Genomic DNA, 25,757 nt, shown 5'->3' on the forward strand with positions numbered 1-25,757 from the left:
ACAAGCGAAACGAGGCGCGCTCATGCTCACCCTTCTTCGTTGGTTTTCCAAAGAGGGTGAGTTCGGCCAGATCGTTGCTGCACCCTCCATCCATCCCAGCCGTGCGGATCTGGCGCACAAGGCCATTGTGAAGGCGGCCTATGAAAATCGGGGCATTCGCGACGATGGCGTCCGCATATTGGTGACGAAGACGCAGCCGCCGATGGTTGTGGCCGCGCAGATATGCCCCGACAGCGGCTCAAGGCCGACGCTTCGCATGCTTCACGTGGCGGAAGTGCGAGGGGAGGGTCTTCGCCTCGGACATGCATAAACAAGAGAACACGGTCCGTCTGGGAAGGAGTTTTGCTGATGAATGAAGCTCAGGCGAGCACGAAGAGCCGAACCATCTACGTCGTCGATGACGACGCGGATGTGCGGGGATCGATAGAATTCCTGCTGGCCGCGGGCGGAAGAGCCACTGCCAGCTTCTCGACAGGGACGGCGTTTCTGTCGGAGGTCGGTAAGCTCACGCCCGGCTGTATCCTTCTCGACGTGCGCATGCCCGACATGGACGGATCCGATGTCCTGAAAGAACTATCCAGACAGAAGGTGGATTGGCCGGTCGTCATCATGACGGGTCATGGCGACCTCGACCTTGCCGTCCAGATGATGACGCTCGGCGCCGTCGATTATCTCGAGAAGCCTTTCGAAGGTGCTGCGCTTCGCGATGCTCTGCATCGCGCGGAAACCATCCTCGATCATCCCGACGCCTTCGACACCGTTAACGCAAACTAAACGCCTTCACCGTAATCCCCGCAATTCTGGCCCACCTGTGGGGGGTGGGCGGCAGCCGCGCGTGCCGCGGCGCCGGTCCGGGAGTGGGGGATGCAACACTGTCATCGCTTCGAAGCTGTCTCTCCTGTCTACGCCTTCAGGGGCGGAGAACAGGCGCACGTGCGTTTCGAAGTTGCAGCAGTCGATGAAGCCGGCGCGGAGTTCGTTCTTCAGGTGAAGGACGTCTCCACCCTTGGCTTCATTGCCGTCTGCACCCGACTCCCGGAAACAGGCGAGACGCTGACCGTGCGCCTCCCTGGGCTTAATCCCGTAAAGGCGACGGTCGCCTTCTGCACGGGCCATTGGGCCGGCTATAATTTCGAGAAGGAACTTGATTGGGACCTTCTCGCTCAGGCTATCCTTGCTGCGGACGCGGCCGCTTCGCGGACGCCGGCCGCCGCCTGACTACAGGATGATGCGCATGCGTCACCTGATCCTCTGTGCCGCCGCAGCGCTGCTTGGCAGCCTCTCAGCGCCTTCTTTTGCTCAGTGCCAGCTTTGCGCGGAAGAGCGGGATCTATCGCTTAGCAGCTCCGAAACACCGCTTACGATCGAGGTGGAAACGGTGCTCGATTTCGACCGTCTCGTGGTCGCTGGCCCGTCCGGAGGCGAGGCGAAGATCGATCCGCAGACCGGAAACCGCTCGGTCGCGGGCGATCTGGTCGGCCTTGGCGGGATCGGCATTCAGGGCACCGCCACCGTCCGCGGTGAGCCGGGCCGCGCCATCCGCCTCGAACTTCCCGCGTCGACCATTCTTCATTCGAGCAGCGGCGACACGGCCGAGCTAAAGGATTTGGTTGCGGATCTCCCTTCCGGCAGCCGCCTAGGCCCCGACGGAATGCTCCGCTTTAACTTCGGCGGACGTCTGGCGGTTAAGGGCAGTGCCGACGGAGATTACCGGGGCCGCATCCTGCTTGTAGTCGACTATCAGTAAGTTTGCTTCGGCCGAAAAGGCTGAAAAACTGCTCCCGTTAACCAATCCGATAAGCAAAGTAGAAACGACCTCCATGCCAGAGGGGCATTCTGAATGGCGAAATTCGTCATTCTCGCACGTCGATCGTGGGGATCGATGCGCAACTGGATCGTGGGGATTAAGACATGAAAACATCAAGTCGTATGGCCGCTTTTGCGGCTACTATGCTTATGGCCACGGGCCTTGGCGCCACGCAGGCGCAGGCGGCTCCGGCCTCGGCCAGCGCAAGCGCAAAGGCCAAAGTCCTGAAGCAGCTCGCCCTCACCAAGAACGTGGATCTCGATTTCGGCACCATCGTTGCCGGTGCTTCGGCCTCCACCGTTGTGGTGAATGCTGCCGGCACCGCCACCTGCGGAGCCGGGCTCACCTGCTCGGGCACGACGACCGCCGCCAACTTCAAGGTGGAAGGTTCCAACAACAGCGTTGTGACCGTCAGCGTCCCAGCCAGCGTTTCGCTTGCCAACCAGACGGTCGGCAGCAGCGCGACCATGAGCGCCACCTTTGCGGCTCCGGCCACTCTGCTCCTGACGACATCAGGCAGTGCGGGCACGCCTCTGGTGTTCGGCGGCACCCTCAACATTGGCGCGAGCCAGGAAGAGGGCGTTTATAACGGTACCTTCAACGTCACCGTCGACTACCAATAAGGTTCCTCGGCGAAAGCCAAGGTCCAGGGAAAGCCCGTCGGCGCGCGCCGGCGGGCTTTCTTGCGTCTTAACCTGGCGAATTAGCCGAAAAATAACCTTTCATACCGTAAAACCCGCACTGAAATCGCCGCTACTGGACCAGCGGCTTCGTGGGGGATTTACCATGAGAAGCTTTCGCGCTCGCCGCGCCGCGTGCCTGGCACCTTTCTTCCTGATGTCCGCGTTGGCTACACCTGCCGCCGCCGCGGGCGACCTTCTGGTCGCGCCGACCCGCGTCGTGCTGAACGGCGCCCGCGGCACTGAGGTGATCCTCAATAATATCGGCGACGAGACCGCGACCTATCGCATCTCGCTCGAGCTCCGGCGCATGACGAAGGAGGGTCAGCTTGAGGAGGTGACGGCCCCTACGGCGGAAGAGCAGGCGGCTTTGTCGATGATCAGCTACGCGCCCCGCCGCGTGACGCTCGAACCCAACCAGCCGCAGGCGATCCGCCTCGGCATCCGGGCGCCGGAAGGGCTGCCCGACGGCGAATATCGCGCCCATCTGCTGTTCCGCGCCGTCCAGGACGCGAAGCCTGCGACTGAAAAGGCGGTGCCGAGCTCCGGCTTCACCGTCGCGCTGACGCCCATCTACGGCGTCACGATCCCGGTCATCGTCCGCTTCGGGAACCTCGAGGCGCAGGCGGCGATCGCCAATCCGAAGCTCGAGAAGGAAGGCGGCCGCGAAGCGGTCTCTTTCGACCTTTCCCGTAGCGGCAACCGCTCGCTTTACGGCGAGGTGCGGGTGCTGAAGCCCGGCGTGACGAAGCCGGTCGTGCTCGCTCGCGGCATCGCCGTTTACAAGGAGATGGGCAGCCGGATCGTCAAGCTGCCCGTCCTGCCGGAAGTCACCGGTTCGATCGCGGGCCCGGCGACCATCCAGTATCGGGAAATGCCGGAAGACGGCGGCGGCCTGCTGGCCGAAGCACAGGTCGTGCTGAGGTAGGCGGGAGCCGCCGGAGACCGCTGATGCGGTTCGCTTCTCTATTCAGATATGTGCTGGGCTATGCCCTGGCATTGACGGCCGTGTTCGGCATTGCATTGCCGGCCGCGGCCGAAGTGCGTTCGCTGCCCTGGAAGCCGAACGACGACGATGCGCTCCTTCTGGAGGTGCGGCTGAAGCAATATATATTGGGGCAGGGGGTTCGGGGCTATCAGACCCCTGAAGGCGTTTGTGTCGACCTGGGCGATACACTCCTCACCCTCGATGTTCCGGTGAAGCCAGCCTACCGCGACGGCGTCGCGGCAGGCTGGGCGTTCCGCGAAGATAATCGGATCGAGATCAACCGCCTGCTTGGGCGGGTGCGTCATGGCGTCAAGGAAAGCAGACTGACAGACGCGTCGATTCGCGATACCAACGATGGCTGGTGCGTTTCCGCGCGCGAGCTGTCGAACTGGCTGGGCATAAATCTCAGGGTCGATATTAGGAATGCACTCCTAGTCATTGAAACTCCTAGTAAACTGCCCGTTGAACTTGCTGCGGAGCGTAAGGCGCGCGCAGCCAAGATCCGGCCGCCTCCGGATGCTGGCAATATCGCCAGCCAGAGCGCGCCTTACCAATTGTGGCGACCGCCCTCGCTCGATGCAGTCATTTCCGTAGGCGGTCTTCGGGACAGCAAGCGCGGCGGTCGCCTCGACCGCCGCTATGAGCTGTATGCGTCCGGCGAGCTTTTGCACGCGTCACTAGACGCACGACTGGCATCCGATCGCAAGGGTATGCCATCATCTCTTAGAGTTCGGTCACATCGTATTGATAACGAAGGGAAATTGCTCGGCCCTCTCAAGGCCACCTATGCCGCTGCAGGCGATGTGGCGGGATTGGATTCCCCGCTCGTGGGCCAATCCGTACCAGGGCGCGGTGCCGTCGTCACCAATCGGCCGCTCGATCGGCCGGAAAGTTTCGACCGCACCACGCTGCGCGGCGAGTTGCCGGAGGGCTGGGATGCTGAGCTCTACCGCAACGGGCAATTGCTGGCGGTCTCACGCGACAGGCGCGACGGCCGCTATGAATTTGCCGACGTGCAGCTCCTCTATGGGCAGAACCAACTGGAGGTGGTGCTCTATGGCCCTCAGGGGCAGGTGCGGCGACGCCAGGAGGTCGTCTCGGTGGGCCAGGAGAGCATTGCCGCCGGAAAAACCTATTACTGGGCAGGTATAAGCCAGGATTTTCATGATCTTATCAACATCAGCTCGCATCCGGAGAGAAAGCGACGCGGATGGCGGGGCGCTTTAGGGCTGGAGCATGGGCTGGACGCACGTACCTCGCTCGGGGCGCAGCTCCACAGCCTTGTCATAGACAATGAGCGGCTGAACTTCGCCGAGATGGCGCTTCGGCGCTCGCTGGGACCGGCGCTGCTCGAAATGAGCGGCAGCGTCGAGGACAGCGGCGGCTACGCCTTGCGAAGCCAGCTTCTGGCTCAGTTCGGCAGAACCTATCTAAGCGGGGAGTCCGTCTTCGCCCGCAACTTCTATTCAGACCGTATGGAGCGGGAGGTGCGGGGGCGGCACAGCATCGCCGTCGATCGCGCCTTCACCGTCGGCCGAAGCGTGATCCCTGCCCATGTCGAGGCGCGCTACGTGCAGCGCACCAACAGCCCGGATACGCTGGAGGCGGGCGCTCGCCTGTCGAGCAACATCCGGGGCTGGTCACTGACTGGCGCCGTCGACTGGCGGCAGCAGCGGAGCAGCTTCGGCTCGGCAAGCAAGCTGGAAGCCGCCTTGCTCGCCAATGGCAATATCGGCGAGGTCCGGGTCCGGGGCGAAACGAAATGGCGCCTGAGGCCGGACACGAGCTTCGAAAGCGCGGGGATCGTCGGCCAATGGACGGCATCGGAGCGCTCGGATTGGCGCGGCGAGCTTGCCTATGACCGGAAATTGTCACGGGGCCGGGGCGGTGTCGGGTGGGTGCGGCGCTTCGACAGCTTCGCCATGGCGCTGACGGGCGAGGCGGCGACCGACGGATCCGTGGCGGCCAACCTCAATCTTGCCTTCAGCCTCGGGCCGGACCCGCGCCGCGGCGGCATCCGCGTCACGTCCAGCAAGCTTGCCAGCCGCGGCACCGCCGTTGCGCGCGTCTTCCGTGACCTCAACAATGACGGCATCCGCCAGCCGAACGAGCCTGCCGAGAAGAATGTGCAGCTGACCGCCGGCCGCGTGCCGGTAACGAAGCTTACCGGCGCGGATGGCGTCGTGATCGTCGACGACCTCACCCCCTATCGGCCGGTCAATATCGGCGTCGATTCCACCTCGCTTGCCGATCCGCTGCTGCAGCCCCGTAAAGCAATCCTCCGCGTCACGCCGCGCCCCGGCGTCGCGACCGAGCTCGATATCGCCATCGTCGGCTCCGGAGAGGTCGAGGGAACGCTAATCCGGAACGGCGGCGGCGCGCTCGAAGGTGTGGATATCGAACTGGTGGATCGCAGCGGCCAGGTGGCGGCGGTCACCCGCAGCGAATTCGACGGCTACTTCCTGTTCGAAGCCGTGCCCTATGGCGAATACCGGCTTCGCATCGCCAAGCTTTCCGCCGACGCCCTCGGCCTTGACGCCAATCTTGGGAAAGTCGCCGTGGTACGGGAAGGGGCGGCTTCCGTCCGCCTTGGGTCGGTCGCCGCAATCTACGAGCGCGGCGCAAGCATGGCAGGCGGCGCGGCGCAATAGCCGCCCCCAATGCCGGCTATTCTGAATTACTGGTAGTTTGCGGTGATTTCGAAGGTGCCTTCATAGGCACCGTCAGGCTGGCCAGCACTGACCGCGAGCGTGCCGCCGATCCGGAATGAGAATTGCCCATTCACCGGCGCGACCCGGTTGCTGCCGCCTTCGATCGTGAAGCCGCTCAGCGTCATCGTCTCGGTTCCGCCGACGCGGGTGAGGGTGATGTTCGACCTTGGCGTCGTCACCTTAACGTCCTTGTTGCCGACGGTCGTTCCCGCAAAGCGTGCGGCCGAAATCTCGCCGCCCATTTCGACGACGCCGCCGGTGACGGTGCGCGTTCCGGTATCGGGATTGATGATCACCGTTCCGGGCGAAGCGCCCGCGGAAAAGGATCCGAAGGAGAGGGGGCTGGTGTTCATCAGCGTCAGCGGCTGAAGCACCTGCGCCTTCGCCTGGGCGGACGCTACCGGAGCGGCTGCCGCAGGCGCGGCAAAGGCCGTGCCGAGCAGCAGTGCCGCACAGCATGACCAGCCTTTCAAACCTGAGCTACGAACCTTGCTCACCGGATCGCCTTATCCCCCAATGGCTAAGAAAGAGTAAGCCGGAACCTCCCGATGACGCAAGCATCCCGCGGCGGCCGATTTCGGCAGTGCCAATTTGGGTCAACTCGCGATCGAAACGGAAGAACAGAATTAAGAATTGCTAAAGGAAAGCCCGCTACTTCTACGGTGTTCGTGCATCTTGGCGCGGACGTCACATGCTGTGGGGGCATGAAGAATGGATGCTGTGTGGGGCGAATTTCCGGCGGACGTGCCGGCTGACGATACGGCGCTCTCGGGAGCGTCCGAGGACCCGCGCGAGCGCCGGCTGCAAATCCGGGCCTACAACCACTGGGTCTCGATCCTGAACGGCCGCGACTTTCCCTCGATCGACGATCTCGATCTCAATGCCGTGGACTTCGGCCGGCGGAGCTTCGTCCTCGACTGCACCATGGGGATCGACAACCCCGCTATCACCTTCATCGGCAGCGAGCTCCGCGAGGCTTCGCAGATCGGCTACAAGGTCCAGTATATCCAGGACATTCCGCGCCGCTCGCTCCTGTCGCGCCTCACCGACCATTATCTCCAGATCATTGCCAATCGGGCGCCCGTCGGCTTCGAGGCCGAATTCGAGGACGACCACGGCGTAACGCTCATGTATCGTGGCATCCTGATGCCTTTCTCCTCTGACGGGGATTCGATCGACTTCCTCTACGGCGTCATCAACTGGAAGGAAGGCTGCGAGGCCGCCGCTCAGGATGCCGGCGCCGAACTGGTGCTCGACCAGCCTGCAGCAGAGCGTGCTGCGCAAGCTGAACCCGAAGACCTTGTGCTTGAGGAGTTGGTCGAAGAGATCTCCGCTCCGCAGCCCGAGGTCGCCGAGGAACCGCTCGTCGAGGCGCTGGAGCTGGGCGAAGATGCGGCCCTCGCCGATCGCCTTTCCGTCGCCCGCGAAGGCGCCCAGGTGGCGAAGTCCGCCGACGCGCGCAGCCGCGCCGCCCTCTATGAGGCGCTCGGCCTTGCATATGATTTCGCGCTCGCCGCCGAAGCCGAACCTGAAGATTATGCCGAGATGCTCGAGGATGCGGGCGTCAAAATGCAGGCCCGCGCGCCGATGACGCCGGTGGTAAAGCTCGTCTTCGGCATCGAATATGACAAGGCGCGCCTTACGGAATTCGCCGCGGCCCTGACCTACGGTCGCCGGCAGGACGTGCCGATGGGCGCGTTCGACGCCTATCTCGCCGGCTTCCCGGGCGGTCTCAAGGGGATGGTTGCCGCCGAGCGGGCGGAGCGGAACCCCGCTCCCGCTGCCGCCAATGAAGATATTCGCGACCTCTTCCGCACCTCAGCGCCGCTGGCGCATCTAGACCTCGACGCGCCGGGGGGCGATTTCGTCCTGCTCGTGGCGCGCCGCGAGGCGGACGGCAGCATCGCGGTCGTGGCGCCCGTCGCTGCGGACGATAGCCTGGTGGAACGTGCGATGCGGAAGGCCGTGGTGCCGGAGGCATCGGTGCACGCCGCTTTCCCGAAAAGTCGTGCCGCGTGACTTTCTGCCGGGCTCCTGAAACGGAGCCTTGCACCTGATCCGGCGTTCAGCGGCTCATGCCGCACCCGCCTCCGCCCCATTACCAGATCCAGCGCCTCGACTGGACTGATCCCGATCTCGGCTCCATCGATATGCCTAAAGGCAAGCTGGAGCTGCGCGCGGGCTTCGGCTCAGGATTGACCCGGCGTCAAAGCGATCCGCCGGGCACCTTGTGGGCGGTCTGCGACCGTGGGCCGAATCTCAAGCTTAAGGACGCGGCCGAGCTTTACGGGCTCGACTGGTGCAGGGACTATGACGGCCCGAAGGACGCCAAGATCATGCCGCGCCTCGACCTCGGCCCTGCCATTGCCGAGCTTCGTGTGGCGGGAGACGGCGTCGAACTCATCCGCACCCTCAGCCTGACGGGAAAGGGCGCAGAGCCGATTTGCGGCCTTCCCATCCCCACCGGCGGCCATGCCGAATGCGAGCCTGCGCTCGACCTCGAGGGCAATCGCCTCGAGCCTGACCCTGATGGAGCGGATACTGAGGGAATCGCCGCACGCCCCGACGGTGGCTTTTGGCTCGGCGAGGAATATGGGCCGTCGCTGATCAAGGTGGACGCGGAGGGGAGGGTGCAACTCCGCCTGGTGCCCGAAGGGGTAGAGCTTCGGAATGCCGCCTGTCCGGTCAAGGCTGTGCTGCCGGCGCTTGCGGCCAAAAGGAAGCTCAACAGGGGCTTCGAGGCGGTCAGCCTATCGGCGGACGGGAAATGGCTCTTTCTGGCCTTCCAGAGCCCGCTCGCGCACCCGGACAACAAGGGGCATGAGAATGGCCGCCACGTCCGCATCTGGCTGCTCGATGCCGAGACGGGTGAGGCCGCTGCCCAATATCTCTACCCACTCGATCCGTCGCAGACCTTCCGCCGCGATGTGGCAAAGGAGGACGTGAAGCTGTGCGACGTGAAGGTCAGCGAGATCCTCCATATAGGCGAGGACACGCTTCTCGTCCTCGAGCGCATTTCCGCGACGACCAAGCTCTACCGCGTGAAACTATCCAGCGGATGCGCGCTGCCGCAGGAGCATTTCACTCTCGAGGCCCGCCCCACTGTCGAGGAACTGAGCGCCGGCGAGCACATGCCGCTGCCGGTCCTGGCCAAGGTGCTCATCTTCAACAGCGACAATCATCCGGAATTCGACGACGATATGGAGGGCATGGCGTTGCTGTCGCCCTCTGAGCTCGTCATGGTGACGGACAATGATTTCGGCGTCACCGGCGGTCGCACAGGCTTCTGGCGGCTTCGGTTCGACGCGCCGCTGGCTTAGAAGGGCAGCAGGCCGAAATAGGCAAGAATGCCGGCCACCAGAAGCAGAAGCGCGATCGCGGCGATGACGCCGCCGCCGCTGCCCCGTTCGACAATAACGGTCTCACGCTCCCTTACAGGCTCACGCTCTTCCATCGGAAACCTCCTCCGTTTGTTTCAGCTATGAAACGCAAGCCCCAGTGCGGCTGTTCCTCAGGCGCAGCTATTGTAACGGGAACCAAATGGTTTTGCTGGACATTTTTGCGGCAGGTCCCTCGGATGAGCGGGGGATGCCCGAGGGACTCTGAACAGGGAGAGTTCCTGATGAAGAAGCTGATCGTTCCCCTACTTCTCGCCGGCGGTGCCGCGCTTGCTGGCTGCGCGACCGTTGTCGATCCGGCCACCGCCGCCAATGCGTGCGGCACCTATGGCATGGTCGACAGCGACAATGACGGCTTTGTCGAAGCCAGCGAATGGAATGCCTATCGCGCCGGCGCCTACAGCTATTGGGATGCGAATGCGGACGGCCGCATCAGCCGCACCGAATTCCAGAATTGCTGGTATGGCGGCGGCTTCTACTCGGCCAGCGCTTACAATCGCGATTATTGGTCGAACTACTGGAGTGCGTTCGACGCCAATAATGACGGCTATCTCAGCAACGACGAATATTGGAGCGGCGCCGCCTGGGCCCGGATGGACCGCAACAATAACGGCCGGATCGACGCCAACGAATATCGCTGGTGGTGATTTGACCGAAGACAGGGATGCAGCTCCGCGGCTGAGCCGCGGGGCCGCTATCCTTCAGGCGCTTTCCTTCACCGCTGGCAGCACGCCGCGTCGGATCTGGTCGAGCTCGATCGATTCGAAGAGCGCCTTGAAATTGCCCTCGCCGAAGCCCTGATTGCCCTTGCGCTGGATGATCTCGAAGAAGATTGGGCCGATCATATTCTCGGTAAATATCTGGAGGAGCAGGCCTTCTCCGGTCTCCGGCGATCCGTCGATCAGGATTCGGCGCTTACGCATTTCAGCCACCTCATGGCCGTGGCCCGGAATGCGCTCGTCGATCATGTCGAAATAGGTGTCGGGGCTGTCCTGGAAGCGGATGCCGTTGCCGCGAAGCTGGTCGACGGTGGCAAAGATATCGTCGGTGGCGAGCGCGATATGCTGGATGCCTTCGCCCTTATATTCCCTCAGAAACTCCTCGATCTGGCTATGCTCGTCCTGGGATTCATTCAATGGAATGCGTATCTTATCGTCCGGAGCTGTCATCGCGCGTGAAAGAAGCGCGGTCTGCTGCCCCTCAATGTCGAAATATCGGATCTCGCGGAAGTTGAAGATGCGCTCGTAGAAGCCGGCCCAATGGTTCATCCGGCCGCGGTTCACATTGTGGGTGAGGTGGTCGAGCGTGTGGAGCCCAGCCGAGCGGTCGCCGCGCACTGCACCCGGCACCGCCTCGAAGTCACTGTCATAGATGGTCTCGGCGCCATAGCGGTCGACCAGATAGAGGCAGGAGCCGCCGATCCCCTCGATGGCGGGAAGGCCGTAGCAGCCCTCGATGGGCGTCGCGCCACGCTCCACCGCCATCTCGAGCGCCCGCTGCGCATCCTTCACCCGGAACGCCATTGCGCTCGCCGAGGGACCATGCGCCGCACGGAAATCCGCCGCCTGGCCCTTCTCGTCCATGTTGAGCAGGAAGTTGATGTCGCCCTGGGCATAGTGGCGGACGTTCCGCTGCCGGTGATTGCTGAGATGGGTGAAGCCGAGCGCGCTGAACAGGCCCGCAAGCGCCTCCGGATCGGGCCCGGTGAATTCCACGAACTCGAAACCGTTGAGGCCGAGCGGATTGTCATAGGCGGTCATGGAGGGCCCTCATCTGCCAGATTTATGTTGATAACTCGCCTTATCAGCGGGACTCGGCCGCCGCAAATATGGAAGAACTTGGTTCGGGGGCGGGCAATCCTTATCTCGCGCCTGACATAATCCAGATCAGCAAGGTTCACGATGCCCGCGACCCATTCCACCCGCATGCTCATCCTCGGATCGGGCCCTGCCGGCCTTTCCGCCGCCATTTACGGCGCCCGTGCAGGCATGGCGCCCATCGTCGTTCAGGGCATTCAGCCGGGCGGGCAGCTCACCACCACCACCGACGTCGAAAACTATCCCGGCTTCAAAGACGTGATCCAGGGGCCTTGGCTGATGGAGCAGATGCAGGCGCAGGCCGAACATGTCGGCGCCCGGATGATGTGGGACCATATCGTCGAGGTGGACCTCACCCAGCGGCCCTTCCGCCTGATCGGCGACGACGGTACCGTCTATTCGGGCGACGTGCTGGTGATCGCGACCGGCGCTCAGGCAAAGTGGCTGAACCTGCCGTCAGAAGAGCATTTGAAGGGCAGGGGCGTCTCCGCCTGTGCGACCTGTGACGGCTTCTTCTATCGCGGCAAGAAGGTGGCGGTAATCGGCGGCGGCAACACTGCGGTCGAAGAAGCGCTTTACATGACTAATCACAGCCACGACGTGACTTTGATCCACCGCCGCGACACGCTTCGCGCCGAAAGGATCCTACAGGACCGCCTGTTCGCACATCCGAACATCAAGATCCTCTGGAACAAAGCCGTCGACAAGTTCGTCGCCGGCGGCGAACCGGAGGGGCTGGTCGGCATCGACCTGCGTGACACCCGCACCGGCGAGATTTCGCACCTCGACGTCGAAGGCGGTTTCGTCGCCATCGGCCATTCGCCGGCGACGGAGCTGTTCAAAGGCCATCTCGAACTGGACGAAGACGGCTATATCGCGGTCGAAACCGGCAGCACGCGTACGTCAGTCCCGGGCGTCTTCGCCTGCGGCGACGTGATGGACAAAATCTACCGCCAGGCGGTCACCGCCGCCGGCACCGGCTGCATGGCCGCGCTCGATGCCGAGAAGTTCCTGGCCGAAGCCGATTTCGAAGCCACCACTCACAAGCAGGCGGTGAACGCCTAACGCAGCACCTTGGCTCTGGCGTAGGTCAGAAGATTGCCATAGGTTTCAAGCATATCGGCATCGACTTCATGATCCTCTATGAGGATGCCGAGCCGCTCTTCCAGCTCAGTCAGCAGCCCTGCGACCGCCATGGAGTCGAATTCCGGGAGAGCGCCGAGCAGCGGCGTCGCTTCTGTGAAGCCGGCCACCTGATCGCGTCCGAGGCCGAGCACGTCGACAAGGGTTGCGCGGAGCGTCGCATCGACCTCGCCTGCATCGCTATAGGCCACCCTGCATTCCCCCACTGGCTCGAGACAGGCGCCGCCTAGCGGCTTCCGCGCCTCCGCGCTAGAGGGGGGCGCAGTGCAGAGCCCCGATCCCACCCCCTATCCGCTCGATCACCTGACGCTCCGCGGCGACCCGTCGGCGCCCGCGCTCCTGACGCGGGAGGGCTTGTTGGATTATGCCGGGCTGGAGACCGGCGTGGGAGCACTGGCGGCCTCCCTGTGCGCTAAGGGCCTTGCCGCAGGCGAAAGGGTGGCAAGCTGGCTACCGAAGACGCGGATGACGAGCCTGCTCCCGCTCGCCTGCGCAAGAGCAGGGCTGATCCACGTGCCGGTGAACCCACTGCTGAAGCGCGCACAGGTGGCGCATATCCTTGCTGACAGCGGCGCGAAGCTGCTGATTACCGGCGCGGCCCGCCTCGCGACGTTTCAGCCGGGCGATCTGCCGGATGGCTGCGCGAACGTGGATGAAGAGGAGGGCGCCGCCATGCTCGCGGGCAGCGACAGGCTGCCGCCCTCATCGGCCGATCCTGACGATCTGGCGGCCCTGTTCTACACCTCCGGCTCAACCGGTCGGCCCAAGGGCGTGATGCTGAGCCATGCCAATCTCTGGCTCGGCGCGATCAGCGTCGCGCACTACCTCCATCTGAAGCCGCAGGACCGCACCCTCGGCGTTCTCCCCCTAAGCTTCGACTATGGACAGAACCAGCTCCTCTCCTCCTGGGCGGCGGGCGCATCCGTCGTTCCCATCGAATATCTCTCCGCCCGCGACGTGATCCGCGCGGTGGAGCGTCATGACGTCACCGTCCTCGCCGGCGTGCCCCCGCTCTGGGTACAGCTCATAGAGGCCGTGTGGCCGCCGCGCGCCGCCTTGTCGCTCCGAACGCTCACCAACAGCGGCGGCAAGCTGCCGCCCTCCGTCACCCGCCGCATGCGCGAGCTGTTCCCGGCCGCGGAGATCCACCTGATGTACGGCCTCACGGAGGCGTTCCGCTCGACCAGCCTCGACCCAGCGCTGGTCGACGCGCACCCGGATTCGATCGGCACGGCAATTCCCTTCGCTGACGTCAGCGTGAGCGAAGAGGGGGAATTGGTGCATAAGGGGCCGCTGGTAGCGAAAGGCTATTGGAACGATCCCGAGCGGACCGCCGAGCGGTTCAGGGATGGCGCCGTCTGGTCGGGGGACAAGGTAAGGCAGGACGATCAGGGCCTCTTCTATTTCGTCTCTCGGGCCGACGCGATGATCAAAACCAGCGGCAACCGCGTCAGCCCCACGGAAGTGGAGGAGGCGGCGATTGCAAGCGGTTATGCGGCCGAAGCCGTCGCCTTCGGCGTGCCGGACCCGCGTGTCGGCGAGAATATCGCCCTCATCGTCCGCGGCGACCGCGCCCGTGAGGCCGATCTTCGGAACCACCTGAAACGGGAGCTCCCCAATTTCATGCAGCCCCACGCCATCATCTTCCGCGACGAGCTGCCCCGCTCCCCCAACGGCAAGCTCGACCGCGAACGCCTCCGCCAGGAGCTGACGTCATGACAAAGCCCATGGGCCCGATCCCCGCCGGCTTCGGCAGCGCCGACGGCGTGCTCACGATCGGCGGCCGCAATGTGGTCGATCTTGTGCGCGAAATGGGCGGCACGCCGCTCTTTGTCTACGATATGGGCAAGGTCGATGCGCAGATTGACCATTTCCGCACACTCTTCCCCGGCATTCAGCTTCATTATGCAATAAAAGCAAATAGCTACGCGCCGTTATTAACGCATATTGCGAAACAAGTCGATGGCCTCGACGTCGCCTCCGCAGGCGAGATGCGTATGGCCCTGGAGGCCGGAATGTCCCCGGACCGCATCAGCTTCGCCGGTCCCGGCAAGCGCGACGAGGAGCTGAAGGCGGCAATCGACGCCGGCGTCACTATCAACCTCGAATCGGAAGGCGAAGCAGCCCGCGTCCTCGCGCTCGGCGGAAAACCGCGCTTGGCGGTGCGGGTAAACCCCGACTTCGAGATTAAGGGCTCCGGCATGCGAATGGGCGGCGGCGCAAAGCCCTTCGGCGTCGATGCGGAGCGCGTGCCTGCACTCGTCCGCACGATAATCGATGCGGGCGCCGACTGGCGCGGCTTCCACATCTTCGCCGGCTCCCAGTCGCTTAGCGCCGAAGCGATTATCGAGGCCCAGCGGGCAACGCTCGACCTCGCAGGCGCCCTTGCCGAGGCCGTGGGAGAGGCGCCGCCGCTGGTAAATCTGGGTGGCGGCTTCGGCATTCCCTACGTCGCGGGCGAAGCCCCGCTCGACGTCGATAGCATCGGTCGCGCTCTTCATGACGCCATGAGTCAAAGGCACAAGCTGCTTGCCGACACCGCCTTCGCCATCGAGCTCGGTCGCTGGCTGGTGGGGGAGGCGGGCGTCTACCTCACCCGCATCGTCGACCGAAAGGTGAGCCACGGCAAGGTCTTCCTCGTCACCGACGGCGGCATGCACCACCAGCTCGCAGCCTCCGGCAATTTCGGCCAGGTCGTTCGCCGCAACTTCCCCATAGCGATTGCCAGCCGCTTCGCCGCGCCTCCCGAGGAGGAAGCCAGCATCGTCGGCTGCCTCTGCACACCCCTCGACCGCTTGGCGGATGACGTCATGATTCCGCGCGCAGACGTGGGCGATCTCGTCGCCGTTTTCCTCGCCGGCGCTTACGGTCTTTCCGCAAGCCCACAAACATTCCTCGGCCATCCTCCGGCGCAGGAGATGGTGGTGGGCGGCGCCCTCAGCGCCTGACCGGCGGCTCCTCGTAGAGCGCTTCGACGAAATAGAGTCCGTCCGCCGGTGCGTTGAAGCCCAAAGCCGCCCGCTCCTTCGCCTCCAGCGCCGCCTTTAGATCCTTGGCCGTCCATTTGCCACGCCCGACCAGCTCAAGGCACCCGACCATCGACCGCACCTGATGATGGAGGAAACTCCGCGCCGCGGCCTCGATCTCGATCACGTCGCCCATCCGCCGCACCGTCAGCCGGTCGAGCGTCTTGATTGGGCTCTCCGCCTGGCAATGGGCTGAGCGGAAGGTGGTGAAGTCGTGCCGTCCGGTCAGCACCTGGGCCGCCTTGTTCATCACATCAGCATGCAGCACTACCGGCACACGCCATGCCCGCCCTGCTTCGAGCGCGAGCGGCGCCCGCCGGTTGACGATCCGGTACACGTAACGCCGCCCGACGCAGCTGAACCGCGCATGCCAGTCGTCCGGCACTTTCCAGGCGTCGAGGATCGCCACCGGCTGCGGCCGAAGCTTTGCGTTCACCCCGTCGATCAGCCGGAAGGCGGTGATCGGCCGCTCTATGTCGACATGTGCCGTCATGGCGAGCGCATGGACGCCCGCATCGGTTCGCCCAGCCGCGTGGAGCGTCACCGCCTCACCGGTGATCGCCTCCACCGCCTCCTCGATCGCCTGCTGAACGGACGGCCCATGCGCCTGCCGCTGCAAGCCCATGAAGGGGCGGCCATCAAACTCCACCGTCAGCCGAAACCGCGTCATCCGAGCTTGACGCCCGCTGGGATGGCAAAGCCCCGAAGGAGCTCGGCTGCCGTCATGACGCCGCGTCCAGCCCTCTGCACGAGGCTCGGCGCGATCGAGCCCTCGCCACAGGCGATGCTCAGGCCGTGGTCGAGCGCCCTTCCCGGAGCGCCGCTGAGATCCTGCACCTCGGCGGTAAGCACCCTGATCCGCTCGCTTTGATACTCGAAGAAGGCTCCCGGCGTTGGATTGAAGGCCCGCACCTGGCGCTCGACCTCCGCAGCGCTACGGCTGAAATCCAGCCGCGCCTCGTGCTTCTCGATCTTGGCTGCGTAGGTGACGCCATCCTCCGGCTGCGGCACCGGCGTGTAGGCTGGAAGATCGTCCAGCACATGAGTCATCAAAGCCGCGCCGATCGCCGCCAGCTCCTCGGTCAGTTCGCCCGCAGTCTTGCCGCCAATCTCCGTCTCGCGCACCGCGTACATGGGCCCGGTGTCGAGCCCACGCTCCATTCCCATGATAGTGATGCCCGTCTTCTCGTCGCCGGCCAGGATCGCTCGCTGGATCGGGGCCGCCCCCCGCCAGCGCGGCAGGATCGAACCGTGCACGTTGAGGCAGCCATGTCTCGGCCCGTCCAGGATCGGCTGCGGAAGGATCAGGCCATATGCCGCCACCACCGCCACATCGAGACTAAGTGCCGCGAACGCCTCCTGCTCCTCAGCACCGCGAAGGCTGAGCGGCGTCCGCACCTCGATACCCGCCGCCTCTGCCCGAGCCTGGACAGGGGAGGGCCGCAATGCCTTGCCGCGCCCCGCCGGCCGCGGCGGCTGCGAATAGACGGCCGCCACCTCGTGCCCCGCCGCTAGCAGGGCATCGAGCGTCGGCACGGCGAATTCCGGCGTTCCCATGAAGGCGATGCGCATGGGATTGCCTGTAACCGATTTGCCCGGCTACTCCACCCCCATGGCATCTCCCGAAATCGAGGCGTTGACGCAGGCGCTGGCGCGACTTCCCGGCCTTGGGCCCCGCTCGGCCCGCCGCGCGGTGCTTCATCTCCTGAAGAAGCGCGAAGCGGCCATGACGCCACTCCTCCGCGCGCTTGAGAAGGTGAACGAGCGGCTTTCCGTCTGCTCCACATGCGGAAATGTAGACACGACCGACCCCTGCGGCGTCTGCGCCGACGCCCGCCGCGACCCGCGCCTGCTTTGTGTGGTGGAAGAAGTCTCTGATCTCTGGGCGCTCGACCGCTCCCGCCTTTTCCCCGGCAAGTTCCATGTCCTCGGCGGCCGCCTGTCGGCCCTGGAGGGCGTCAGGCCCGAAGACCTCACCATCAACCGCCTGATCGGCCGCGTCTCACAAGGCGGCATCGACGAAATCGTCCTCGCCATGAATGCTACGCTCGAGGGGCAAACCACCGCCCACTATCTCGCTGAGCGCCTCGAAGGTTTCCCCGTCCGCATCACCCAGCTCGCCCACGGCCTCCCAGTCGGCGGCGAGCTCGACTATCTCGATGAAGGCACACTGGCGCAGGCGCTCAGGGCACGGAGGCCGGTGGCGTGAAGATATTCCTCGTCCTGATCGTGATCATACTCATATGCCTTGCGTATGGGGCACTAGAAGCTGCCGGCCGTGGATTGGCCTTCACTATGAACCCGGGACTTTGGTTCATTTCCCTCCTCCTTGCGTTGTTGGTCTGGGCATGGTGGCTATCCCGACCAAAGAGGAATTAGCTTACCGGGTGATCCGCCGCGGAACTTGACGCCGCATCCGACCCCACTTAGCTGCCTCGCATGAGCCTGATGGAAATCATAGAGGTCCCGGACCCCATTCTTCGCCAGCAGTCGCAGCCGGTGGAGGACGTCAATGACGAGCTTCGCGGCCTCATCAAGAACATGCTCGATACCATGTACGACGCGCCCGGCATCGGCCTTGCCGCCGTCCAGGTCGCGGTGCCGCGCCGGCTGCTCGTGATCGATCTTCAGGAGCCTGAGAGCGAGGAAGAGGATGCGGAGGCCGTCCGCGACCCGCACGTCTTCATCAATCCGGAGATCGTCTACCGGTCCGACGCGCGGAAGAGCTATAACGAGGGCTGCCTCTCGATCCCCGATCAATATGCCGAGGTCGAGCGCCCTGATATCGTTCGCGCCACCTGGATCGACGAGAACGGCCAGCGCCGCGAAGGCGAGTTCGGCGGTCTCATGTCAGTCTGTCTCCAGCACGAAGTGGACCATCTGAACGGCGTCCTCTTCATCGATCACCTGTCACGCCTCAAGCGAGACATGATTGTAAAGAAGGTCGTTAAAGCACGGCGCGACAAGGAAAAAGCTGCGATCCTCTAAGGCATCGCAGTCGCTTCTCCTATTTATCCACCGCAATTCCGGCGGCCGTTCCGATCGCCTCTTGAGTGGCGTCGTCAGTACAGGTAAGTTCTCACTTCGTTCCGTGAGGGGTGGAAGTGATGGAACTGGGTCTGCTCGCAATTGCCGCTTTGCTGGTCGGGCTTGGCACAGGCTGGTATTTTGGCAGCTGGCAGGCGGCGGCGTTCCGCGGCGAACGCGATGCGCTCCAGGCGCGCGTCAGCCAGGCTGAAGTGGCGGCGGCCGCGGCCGAGGAGCGCGCGAAGGCCGGCGAACTGCTTCGCCTTACCCTCAGCGAAGTCACAAAGGAGCGCGATGAGGCGCTGCAGCAAGTGTCTGCGCTTCAGGCGGACGCACGCAATTTCGACCTACGCCTGAAGGAACTGACGGAGGCGAAGGACCTTCTTGCCGCCCAGTTCAGCGAAGTCGGCTCGAAGCTCCTCCAGGAGGCGCAGAAGAACTTCCTGGAGCGCGCCGACCAGCGTTTCGCTCAGGCGGGCGAGAAGCATGAGGAGAAACTGAAGTCATTGCTTCAGCCGGTCGAAACCACCCTCAAGCGCTATGAAGAAGGCCTGTCGAAGGTCGAGAAGGAACGGATCGACAGCTATGCGAGCCTTCGCGAAGCGGTTGAGCAGGTGCGGACAGGGCAGGGGCAGGTCCGGGAGGAAACAGCGCGGCTCGTCAATGCGCTCCGCTCAAGTCCCAAGGCGCGGGGCCGCTGGGGCGAGCAAAGCCTACGCAATGTGCTCGAGCAGGCGGGTCTGTCCCCTTATGCCGATTTCCAGTCCGAAGTTTCTGTCACCACCGACGATGGCCGCCTTCGACCCGATGTGATCGTCCGCCTTCCCGGCGGGCGCAAGCTCGTCATCGACGCCAAATGCTCGCTGAACGCCTTCCTCGACGCCAATGATGAGGTCGACGAGACGGCGAAGACCAGCCACTTGAAGGCGCACGCCGCCTCGATCCGCACTCACGCGCAGCAGCTTGGCGGCAAGAATTACTGGGACCAGTTCGGCGACGCCGCCGACTATGTTGTCATGTACATTCCTGGCGAGCATTTCCTCACCGCCGCGCTTGAGCAGGATGACGGCCTCTGGGAATGGGCCTTCGAACGCCGCGTGCTGCTAGCGACGCCGACCAATCTCGTCGCGATCGCCCGAACCGTCGCAAGCGTCTGGCGGCAGGAGAAGCTCGCTGAAGAGGCCGCGGAGATCGCCCGGCTCGGCAAGGAGCTCCACGCCCGCCTCGCCACGATGGGCAGCCATGTCGTGAAGCTCGGCCGCAATCTCGAACTTGCCACCGGCGCCTATAACAGCTTCGTCGGCAGCCTTGAGAGCCAGGTCATGACTCAGGCCAAGCGCTTCGAGGCTCTGGAAGTCTCAAGCGGCGCCAAGGAGATCGAGCCGCTGCCCGTCATCGACACCGCACCCCGTGCACTCACCAAGCTCAGCGGCGAGGACTATCCGGAAGCGGCGGAGTGATTTTGTTGGTCCCCTCGCTTTCGCAATGAAGGCTTAGCTGTCCCAGTCAGGCCGCCGGTCGCCACCGCAGCCGCGATAGGTTTCGCCGTCGGCGATCACCATCACCGTGTCGGCATAGCCGTGCCCGCTCATCACGTCGTTGCAGCGGCCGTGGGTCACGTCGACGATCAGGCGCGGCGTTTCGTAGCGATGGCCGTTGAACGTGGTGCGCGGTTCCGGCGCGGCCACGGTGATGCGCTTCTCGCCATAATTGCCGGTATAGTCGATCCGGCCGTCTGCGATGACGAGGTTCCAGCCAGGCTCCTGCCCGAGGGCGCGGTAGCTGCCCGGCATCTGCGGCGGATTGGTCACGGCGGGGTAGGCGCAGGCGGCCGCGAGGGCGAGCATGATGTAGGCGGGCCACCTCTGCATCGTCGCTGCTGCCTTCTGCATCGCGCCCGTCAGCATGTCCCAGGCTTCCGTCCTTATCGCCGCCACTGATTGATAATCTCATAAGCCACGACAGCGGTTGCCACGGCAGCGTTGAGGCTGTCGGCCTTGCCGAGCATCGGGATCTTCACCAGCGTGTCGCACTCCGCCTCATAGGCTTCGGGCAGCCCCTGCGCCTCATTGCCGACGAGCAGGAAGGCAGGCTTGCCGTAGCGCGGCTCCTGGTAGTCGCGATCCGTGTTGAGGCTGGTGCCGATCAGCTCACCCTTAGCCGAACGTAGCCAGGGCACGAAGTCATGCCATGACGCCATGGCGATCGGCTGCGTGAAGAGCGCGCCCATCGACGCTCGCACCGCCTCGACCGAGAAGGGATCAACGCAATCGTCGACGAGGATGAGGCCGCCCGCGCCAACCGCATCGCCGGTGCGGAGGATGGTGCCGAGATTTCCCGGGTCCCGCAGCGCCTGCGCCACGATCCAGAGCGGCGCGGCGCTTCTGTCGATCACTTCGAGGCTGGTGTCGAAGGCGCGGTACACGCCTAGCACCGTCTGCGGGTTCTCTTTGCCGGACAGCTTATGAAGAATGTCCGCATTGGTCTCAATCACGTCGCCATGCGCCGCCTCGACCTCCGCCACCAGAGCATCGAGCAACGGGTGGCTGGTTCCGGCCGCGTAGAAGAGGATCGCCGGCAGCCGCCCCGCCTCCCGCGCTTCGGTGAGGATGCGCAGCCCCTCGGCAATGAACATGCCCTGTCGCCGCCGGCCCTTCTTCTCCCGAAGCGCGCGGACATCCTTGACGAGCGGATTGGAAAAGGCGGTGATCGCCCGCGGCAAGGATTATTCCTCGCCGAACTTGGTCTCGACGAGCTCCGCAAGCGCCGCCACGGCTTCGTCGGCACCGTCGCCGGTCGCGCTGATGGTGATCGTGTCGCCCATGGCGGCACCCAGCATCATCAGGCCCATGATTGACGTGCCGCAGACCTTTGATCCGTCCTTCTCGACCTCCACGTCGGCGCTCTGGCCGGAGGCGAGGGTGACGAACTTGGCGCTGGCGCGGGCATGAAGGCCGCGCTTGTTGAGAACTTCGACCGTGCGGCTCGCCATCAGGCGGCGGCCTCGCCCAGCACTTCGGAGGCGACGGAGATATATTTGCGGCCCGCTTCCCGCGCCGCGGCGACGGCGGCCTTCACGTCCATCGTCTTCCGCGCTCCGTCCAGCCGGATCAGCATGGGGAGGTTCACCCCCGCGATCACCTCGATGCTCTCGGTCTTCATCAGCGAGATGGCGAGGTTCGAAGGCGTGCCGCCGAACAGGTCGGTCAGGATGATGACGCCCTTGCCCTCGTCGACCTTAGCAATGGCCGCGGCGATGTCGTTCCGCCGCTCTTCCATATCGTCGTCGGGCCCGATGCAGATCGCCTCGATCCGCTGCTGCGGCCCAACGACATGCTCCATGGCAGTGACGAATTCGGACGCGAGCCGCCCGTGGGTCACCAGCACCAAACCGATCATTCAGTCACCTTGGATTATTCTTCCATCTCCGCCCGCTGCGCGAGTTCGATCTCATCGCGCGGCAGCGTGCCCAAATCCCTATGTTCCACCGTGGGCGAAAAGCCTTCCTTCCGCAACCGGGCGGCGACGCGCTCGGCCACATGGACTGAGCGGTGCCGTCCTCCCGTACAGCCGAACGCCACCGAAATATAGGATTTTCCCTCGTAGAAGTAGCGGGGAAGGAGAGTGAGGAGAAGCGTCTCCATCTGGGACACCGCGCCCTCATAGGCTTCATCGGTGGCGATATAGTCGCCGACGCTCTGGTCGAGGCCGGTGAGGGGGCGGAGATCGTCCTGCCAATGGGGGTTCTTCAGGAACCGCATGTCGAACACGGTGTCGGCATTCCGGGGCAGGCCGCGGGCAAAGCCGAATGACATGATGTGGAGGTTGGGCGACTGCTCCGCCGACCCGAAACGCTGCCTTATCTGCTGCTGCAGCGCATTGGGGTCGCTGTCGGTCGTGTCGATCAAATAGTCGGCAAGCCGTTTCAGTGGTTCGGTCAGCTCGCGTTCCGCGGCAATGCCATCGGTCGCAGGGCGGTCCGGCGCCAGCGGATGGCGACGCCGCGTCTCGGAATAGCGGCGGAGAAGCTCGGCCCCGCCGCATTCGAGGTAAAGCGTCTCGATTGGATAGGAATAATCGCTTGCGAGCGTCTCGATCTGCTTCACGATCCGCTGCGCATCGAAATCCCGGGTGCGGCTGTCGATGCCGATGGCGAGCGGACGCTTCTTGCGGCTCGTCGCTCCGGTCGAAAGCGGCGTCAGAAGCAATTGCTCCACCAGCGAGAGCGGCAGGTTGTCGACCACCTCCCAGCCTGAATCTTCCAGCGTCCGAAGCACGGTGGACTTTCCCGCGCCCGACATGCCCGTGACGAGGAGGATACGCTTCGGGTCGGGGCTTTTCGGCACTAAGGGGCAAGTCCCAGATGATGGAGCGCCAACTCTACCTTCACCGGCGCCGAGGCCTCAAGCCCGCTCACCGCGATCAACGGCACGTCGACACCGGCGATGCGGATCGTCTCCCGCTCGGGCGGCAGCCGCTCTACGTCTCTGTCGAGATCGACGTAAAGGCATACGGCTGCGTCAGGCTCGTTTTCAAACGGCAGGATGCCGACGCCGCGCACTTCCAGCTTGCTCGCGATCGTGGGCGGCGCGGAAGCGCGCAGCCGCCCCTCCACACGCCGAATAGTTGTATAATCGTCGCTGACTAGCTTGGCCCCCCGATCGATCAGGCGCAGCGCAAGGTCCGACTTGCCCGCGCCGGACCGGCCGGAGATCAGAATGGCGCGACCGTCTTTCGCGACGCAGGACACATGGAGCGTTTCGGAGGAGAGGGGCGTGCCGCTCACTGCGGGGCGCCTGGAAAGCTGATCGTGAAGCGAGCGCCGGAGCGGCCGTCATGCCGGTCGTCGGCGGCGATCCTGCCGTCATGTCCTTCGACGATTGCCTTCGCGATGGCGAGGCCAAGGCCGGAATGGCGGCCGAAATCCTCGCCTTCGGGGCGAAGGCTGTGGAAACGGTTGAAGATCGCCTGCCGAACCTCCTCCGGAACGCCCGGTCCTTCATCCTCGACGCTGACGATCACTTCGCCTTCCGCGCTCGTGGCGGCGATCTCGACAAGCCCTTCGGGCCGCGAGAAGGAGATGGCATTGTCGACGATATTGTCGAGCACGCGAACCAGGCGCGATTCCTCCCCCATCATAACGGCAGTTCCCGCGCGCGGGCGGGCGAAGGCCAGCCGCACCTGCCGCGCTGCAGCCCTTTCTTCCCAGGTGGGAAGCATGCTCTCTACCATGCGCCCCAGATCCACCCGGTCGAAGCGGGCGCGGGACAGTTCGGCGTCGAGCCGCGACACTTCGGCAATATCGACGATCAGCCGGTCGAGCCGGTGCACGTCGCTTCGGACCACGTCCAACAGCTGCTTGCGAAGAGCCGGGTCCTCGACCCTGTCGAGGCTGTCCACGGCGGAGCGAAGCGAGGCGAGGGGGTTCTTCAGCTCGTGCGTCACATCGGCTGCGAAGGCTTCGGTGGCATCGATGCGGTAGCGGAGCGACTGCGTCATATCATGGAGCGCGCGGGCGAGCAGGCCGATCTCGTCGCGGCGCGACGGAAGGCGCGGCACCGCCACTTCGCGCGCCCGGCCGAGCTTCACCCTTTGCGCAGCACGGGCGAGCCGCCGGAGGGGGCGGGCAATCGTGCGGGCAAGGAACAGCGAAAGCAGCACCGACAGGGTGATCGTCACGAACAGAATGATGCCCAGCGTTAGCCTTTCGCCCCGGATCATCCGGCGCACTTCGCGCGGGTTTGAGGTGAGGAGCAGCACCGAACCGTCAACTGTCGGCGCTGCCGCCGAGACGAAGGGCGTGCCGTCGGGCGCACGCCTCAGCATCGCGGTTGACCCGCCGGCTTTCAACGCGGTCTGCGCCTCCGGCCATGCATTCAAATCGTCGACGGCAGGCGGCACGAAATCCGGCGGCCGCTCGGCGCCCACGATCGCATCGAAGCCATTGTCGAGCAGGCGGGCAATGTCTTTGTCCCACTTCTCCTCCTCGATCGGATCGCGCAGGCGGTAAGTCGCGGGCGCGCCGTCCCAGCTGTCGAGCTTCTTCTCTCCCTCCGCCGAATAGATGCGGAGCCGCGTGGCCGAGCCTTGGCCGAGATTGCGGAGCAAGGGCGCGTGGATCTCGTTCGGTGCGGCAGCAAGCGCCTGCGCCACGAGGCGCGCCCCCATTTGCGCCTGGTGGACCCGGTCCTGGACCACCCGCTGCCGAAAGCTGTCGAGATAGAAGAGGCTGCCCGCCAGGATGGCGATGGCGAAGATGTTGACGGCAAGGATGCGCTGGGTGAGCGACAGCCGTCCCGACCAGCGGAGCGCAAGCTCCTCCCGGTCATTCCTCCGCAAAGCGGTACCCAACGCCGTAGAGCGTCTCAATCGCCTTGAAATTATTATCGACCGCCCGGAACTTGCGGCGCAGGCGCTTGATATGGCTATCGATGGTCCGGTCGTCGACATAGATGTCGTCCTGATAGGCGACGTCCATCAGCTGGTTGCGCGACTTTACGACCCCCGGCCGCTGCGCGAGTGCCTCGAGGATCATGAATTCCGTGACGGTCAGGGTCACGTCCTTGCCGCCCCAGGTGACGCGGTGCCGGGCCGGATCCATGCTGAGGCGCCCACGGACGATCTGAACCGGCTCTTCCTCCGGCGTCGCTTCACCTTCCGGAATGGCCCGCATCTCGGCGCGCCGCAGAACCGCACGGATGCGGGCGATCAGCAGCCGCTGGGAGAAGGGCTTAGCGATATAATCGTCCGCGCCCATGGCGAGGCCAAGCGCCTCGTCCAGTTCATCGTCCTTCGAGGTCAGAAAGATGACCGGAATGGTGCTTTTCTCGCGGAGGCGCCGGAGCAACTCCATGCCGTCCATGCGCGGCATCTTGATGTCGAACACGGCAAGGTCGGGCGGGTTATCGATCAGCGCCTTCAACGCCGTCTCGCCGTCCGAATAGACGCGGGTGACGAAGCCCTCCGCCTGGAGCGCGATGGAAACCGAGGTAAGGATGTTCCGGTCGTCGTCGACAAGCGCGATGGTTATCGACATGTCACTGCTGAACCTTCCGCCGCCCCTCGCAAACGGCTCTTAATCAATGCGCGGCTGGGCCGCAACCGAGCCCACCCTTTGACGGAGCGGCGGCGCCTCGCTATGCGGGCGGCAACTTGACCGC

Annotated in this window: 30 protein-coding genes; 16 read left to right on the plus strand and 14 right to left on the minus strand. The window is 64.4% G+C overall.

Translation table 11 applies throughout. The features are described from left to right. The first annotated feature begins 22 nt into the window (after positions 1-22). From VGD10_RS06130 to VGD10_RS06160, 7 genes are all read left to right on the plus strand, one after another. A complete protein-coding gene (locus VGD10_RS06130) occupies positions 23-310 on the plus strand; it encodes a hypothetical protein (protein ID WP_331039919.1) in 288 nt (95 codons plus the stop codon). 38 nt (positions 311-348) lie between these two features. After that, the gene (locus VGD10_RS06135) at positions 349-774 is read left to right on the plus strand and encodes a response regulator transcription factor (RefSeq protein ID WP_331039920.1); all 426 of its coding nucleotides are present in this window, start codon (positions 349-351) and stop codon (positions 772-774) included. Between the two features lie 90 nt (positions 775-864). Beyond that, positions 865-1,218 (plus strand): hypothetical protein, encoded by a 354-nt coding sequence (locus VGD10_RS06140; protein WP_331039921.1) that lies wholly within the window; start codon positions 865-867, stop codon positions 1,216-1,218. A gap of 16 nt (positions 1,219-1,234) precedes the next feature. Then, positions 1,235-1,747, plus strand: a complete 513-nt coding sequence (locus VGD10_RS06145; protein WP_331039922.1) for a DUF4402 domain-containing protein — start codon at positions 1,235-1,237, stop codon at positions 1,745-1,747. 203 nt (positions 1,748-1,950) lie between these two features. Beyond that, positions 1,951-2,430, plus strand: coding sequence for a DUF4402 domain-containing protein (locus VGD10_RS06150; protein ID WP_331039923.1), 480 nt, complete (start codon positions 1,951-1,953; stop codon positions 2,428-2,430). A gap of 214 nt (positions 2,431-2,644) precedes the next feature. Then, positions 2,645-3,415 carry a molecular chaperone gene (locus tag VGD10_RS06155; RefSeq protein ID WP_331039924.1) on the plus strand — a complete coding sequence of 257 codons (771 nt, stop codon included), beginning with the start codon at positions 2,645-2,647 and terminating at the stop codon, positions 3,413-3,415. 23 nt (positions 3,416-3,438) lie between these two features. Further along, positions 3,439-6,126 carry a carboxypeptidase-like regulatory domain-containing protein gene (locus VGD10_RS06160; RefSeq protein ID WP_331039925.1) on the plus strand — a complete coding sequence of 896 codons (2,688 nt, stop codon included), beginning with the start codon at positions 3,439-3,441 and terminating at the stop codon, positions 6,124-6,126. Positions 6,127-6,152: 26 nt separating this feature from the next. Here the strand turns inward: VGD10_RS06160 and VGD10_RS06165 are convergent, their stop codons facing one another. Further along, positions 6,153-6,683: a DUF4402 domain-containing protein gene (locus VGD10_RS06165; protein WP_331039926.1), complete on the minus strand. Its 531-nt coding sequence runs from the start codon at positions 6,681-6,683 to the stop codon at positions 6,153-6,155. A 214-nt stretch (positions 6,684-6,897) separates the two neighbouring features. On the opposite strand from VGD10_RS06165, the gene VGD10_RS06170 reads away from it, so the two are divergent. Beyond that, entirely contained in the window at positions 6,898-8,205 is a 1,308-nt protein-coding gene (locus tag VGD10_RS06170) for a hypothetical protein (protein WP_331039927.1), read from the plus strand. Positions 8,206-8,261: 56 nt separating this feature from the next. Continuing rightward, the gene (locus VGD10_RS06175) at positions 8,262-9,506 is read left to right on the plus strand and encodes an esterase-like activity of phytase family protein (RefSeq protein WP_331039928.1); all 1,245 of its coding nucleotides are present in this window, start codon (positions 8,262-8,264) and stop codon (positions 9,504-9,506) included. Here the strand turns inward: VGD10_RS06175 and VGD10_RS06180 are convergent. After that, positions 9,503-9,640, minus strand: coding sequence for a hypothetical protein (locus VGD10_RS06180; protein ID WP_331039929.1), 138 nt, complete (start codon positions 9,638-9,640; stop codon positions 9,503-9,505). The two genes, VGD10_RS06175 and VGD10_RS06180, sit on opposite strands and share 4 nt — an antisense overlap. A gap of 168 nt (positions 9,641-9,808) precedes the next feature. Here VGD10_RS06180 and VGD10_RS06185 point away from each other — a divergent pair, with 168 nt between their 5' ends. Then, positions 9,809-10,231 carry a hypothetical protein gene (locus VGD10_RS06185; RefSeq protein WP_331039930.1) on the plus strand — a complete coding sequence of 141 codons (423 nt, stop codon included), beginning with the start codon at positions 9,809-9,811 and terminating at the stop codon, positions 10,229-10,231. Positions 10,232-10,285: 54 nt separating this feature from the next. On the opposite strand, the gene hppD is transcribed toward VGD10_RS06185, so the two are convergent. Then, on the minus strand, positions 10,286-11,344 hold the full coding sequence (hppD, locus tag VGD10_RS06190) for a 4-hydroxyphenylpyruvate dioxygenase (protein ID WP_331039931.1): 1,059 nt from the start codon (positions 11,342-11,344) through the stop codon (positions 10,286-10,288). A 141-nt stretch (positions 11,345-11,485) separates the two neighbouring features. Between hppD and trxB the strand changes: the two genes are divergently transcribed. Next, on the plus strand, positions 11,486-12,466 hold the full coding sequence (gene trxB, locus VGD10_RS06195; RefSeq protein ID WP_331039932.1) for a thioredoxin-disulfide reductase: 981 nt from the start codon (positions 11,486-11,488) through the stop codon (positions 12,464-12,466). On the opposite strand, the gene VGD10_RS06200 is transcribed toward trxB, so the two are convergent. After that, positions 12,463-12,735, minus strand: coding sequence for an acyl carrier protein (locus VGD10_RS06200; RefSeq protein ID WP_331039933.1), 273 nt, complete (start codon positions 12,733-12,735; stop codon positions 12,463-12,465). The genes trxB and VGD10_RS06200 overlap by 4 nt on opposite strands. Positions 12,736-12,808: 73 nt before the next feature. Here VGD10_RS06200 and VGD10_RS06205 point away from each other — a divergent pair, with 73 nt between their 5' ends. Then, positions 12,809-14,263, plus strand: a complete 1,455-nt coding sequence (locus VGD10_RS06205; protein ID WP_331039934.1) for an acyl-CoA ligase (AMP-forming), exosortase A system-associated — start codon at positions 12,809-12,811, stop codon at positions 14,261-14,263. After that, positions 14,260-15,492: a pyridoxal-dependent decarboxylase, exosortase A system-associated gene (locus tag VGD10_RS06210; protein ID WP_331039935.1), complete on the plus strand. Its 1,233-nt coding sequence runs from the start codon at positions 14,260-14,262 to the stop codon at positions 15,490-15,492. Before VGD10_RS06205 ends, VGD10_RS06210 begins: the two co-directional genes overlap by 4 nt. On the opposite strand, the gene truA is transcribed toward VGD10_RS06210, so the two are convergent. Then, positions 15,482-16,240, minus strand: coding sequence for a tRNA pseudouridine(38-40) synthase TruA (gene truA, locus VGD10_RS06215; RefSeq protein ID WP_331039936.1), 759 nt, complete (start codon positions 16,238-16,240; stop codon positions 15,482-15,484). The two genes, VGD10_RS06210 and truA, sit on opposite strands and share 11 nt — an antisense overlap. Further along, entirely contained in the window at positions 16,237-17,142 is a 906-nt protein-coding gene (fmt, locus tag VGD10_RS06220) for a methionyl-tRNA formyltransferase (protein ID WP_331039937.1), read from the minus strand. The genes truA and fmt overlap by 4 nt, the downstream gene beginning before the upstream one ends. A 40-nt stretch (positions 17,143-17,182) precedes the next feature. Between fmt and recR the strand changes: the two genes are divergently transcribed. The 3 genes from recR to rmuC all read left to right on the plus strand — a co-directional run bounded on the left by recR (position 17,183) and on the right by rmuC (position 20,057). Continuing rightward, positions 17,183-17,779 carry a recombination mediator RecR gene (gene recR / locus VGD10_RS06225; protein ID WP_331039991.1) on the plus strand — a complete coding sequence of 199 codons (597 nt, stop codon included), beginning with the start codon at positions 17,183-17,185 and terminating at the stop codon, positions 17,777-17,779. Positions 17,780-18,009: 230 nt separating this feature from the next. Next, positions 18,010-18,558 (plus strand): peptide deformylase, encoded by a 549-nt coding sequence (gene def / locus VGD10_RS06230; RefSeq protein WP_331039938.1) that lies wholly within the window; start codon positions 18,010-18,012, stop codon positions 18,556-18,558. A 119-nt stretch (positions 18,559-18,677) separates the two neighbouring features. Next, positions 18,678-20,057 (plus strand): DNA recombination protein RmuC, encoded by a 1,380-nt coding sequence (rmuC, locus tag VGD10_RS06235; protein ID WP_331039939.1) that lies wholly within the window; start codon positions 18,678-18,680, stop codon positions 20,055-20,057. Positions 20,058-20,090: 33 nt separating this feature from the next. On the opposite strand, the gene VGD10_RS06240 is transcribed toward rmuC, so the two are convergent. From VGD10_RS06240 to VGD10_RS06275, 8 genes are read right to left on the minus strand one after another with little or no spacing between them, the layout of a single operon-like run. Beyond that, entirely contained in the window at positions 20,091-20,534 is a 444-nt protein-coding gene (locus VGD10_RS06240; RefSeq protein WP_331039940.1) for a hypothetical protein, read from the minus strand. Next, a complete protein-coding gene (locus VGD10_RS06245; protein ID WP_331039941.1) occupies positions 20,522-21,319 on the minus strand; it encodes an RNA methyltransferase in 798 nt (265 codons plus the stop codon). The genes VGD10_RS06240 and VGD10_RS06245 overlap by 13 nt, the downstream gene beginning before the upstream one ends. Positions 21,320-21,322: 3 nt before the next feature. Further along, a complete protein-coding gene (locus VGD10_RS06250) occupies positions 21,323-21,589 on the minus strand; it encodes an HPr family phosphocarrier protein (protein WP_331039942.1) in 267 nt (88 codons plus the stop codon). Next, entirely contained in the window at positions 21,589-21,996 is a 408-nt protein-coding gene (locus tag VGD10_RS06255) for a PTS sugar transporter subunit IIA (RefSeq protein WP_331039943.1), read from the minus strand. Before VGD10_RS06255 ends, VGD10_RS06250 begins: the two co-directional genes overlap by 1 nt. A gap of 14 nt (positions 21,997-22,010) precedes the next feature. Beyond that, positions 22,011-22,943, minus strand: coding sequence for an RNase adapter RapZ (gene rapZ, locus VGD10_RS06260; protein WP_331039944.1), 933 nt, complete (start codon positions 22,941-22,943; stop codon positions 22,011-22,013). After that, positions 22,943-23,383: an HPr kinase/phosphatase C-terminal domain-containing protein gene (locus VGD10_RS06265; protein ID WP_331039945.1), complete on the minus strand. Its 441-nt coding sequence runs from the start codon at positions 23,381-23,383 to the stop codon at positions 22,943-22,945. The genes rapZ and VGD10_RS06265 overlap by 1 nt, the downstream gene beginning before the upstream one ends. Further along, positions 23,380-24,936 (minus strand): sensor histidine kinase, encoded by a 1,557-nt coding sequence (locus VGD10_RS06270; RefSeq protein ID WP_331039946.1) that lies wholly within the window; start codon positions 24,934-24,936, stop codon positions 23,380-23,382. Before VGD10_RS06270 ends, VGD10_RS06265 begins: the two co-directional genes overlap by 4 nt. Continuing rightward, the gene (locus VGD10_RS06275) at positions 24,923-25,633 is read right to left on the minus strand and encodes a response regulator transcription factor (RefSeq protein WP_331039947.1); all 711 of its coding nucleotides are present in this window, start codon (positions 25,631-25,633) and stop codon (positions 24,923-24,925) included. The genes VGD10_RS06270 and VGD10_RS06275 overlap by 14 nt, the downstream gene beginning before the upstream one ends. Positions 25,634-25,757 lie beyond the last annotated feature (124 nt).

The sequence above is a fragment of the Allosphingosinicella sp. genome (assembly GCF_036402135.1).
In the GTDB taxonomy this organism is placed as follows: domain Bacteria; phylum Pseudomonadota; class Alphaproteobacteria; order Sphingomonadales; family Sphingomonadaceae; genus Allosphingosinicella.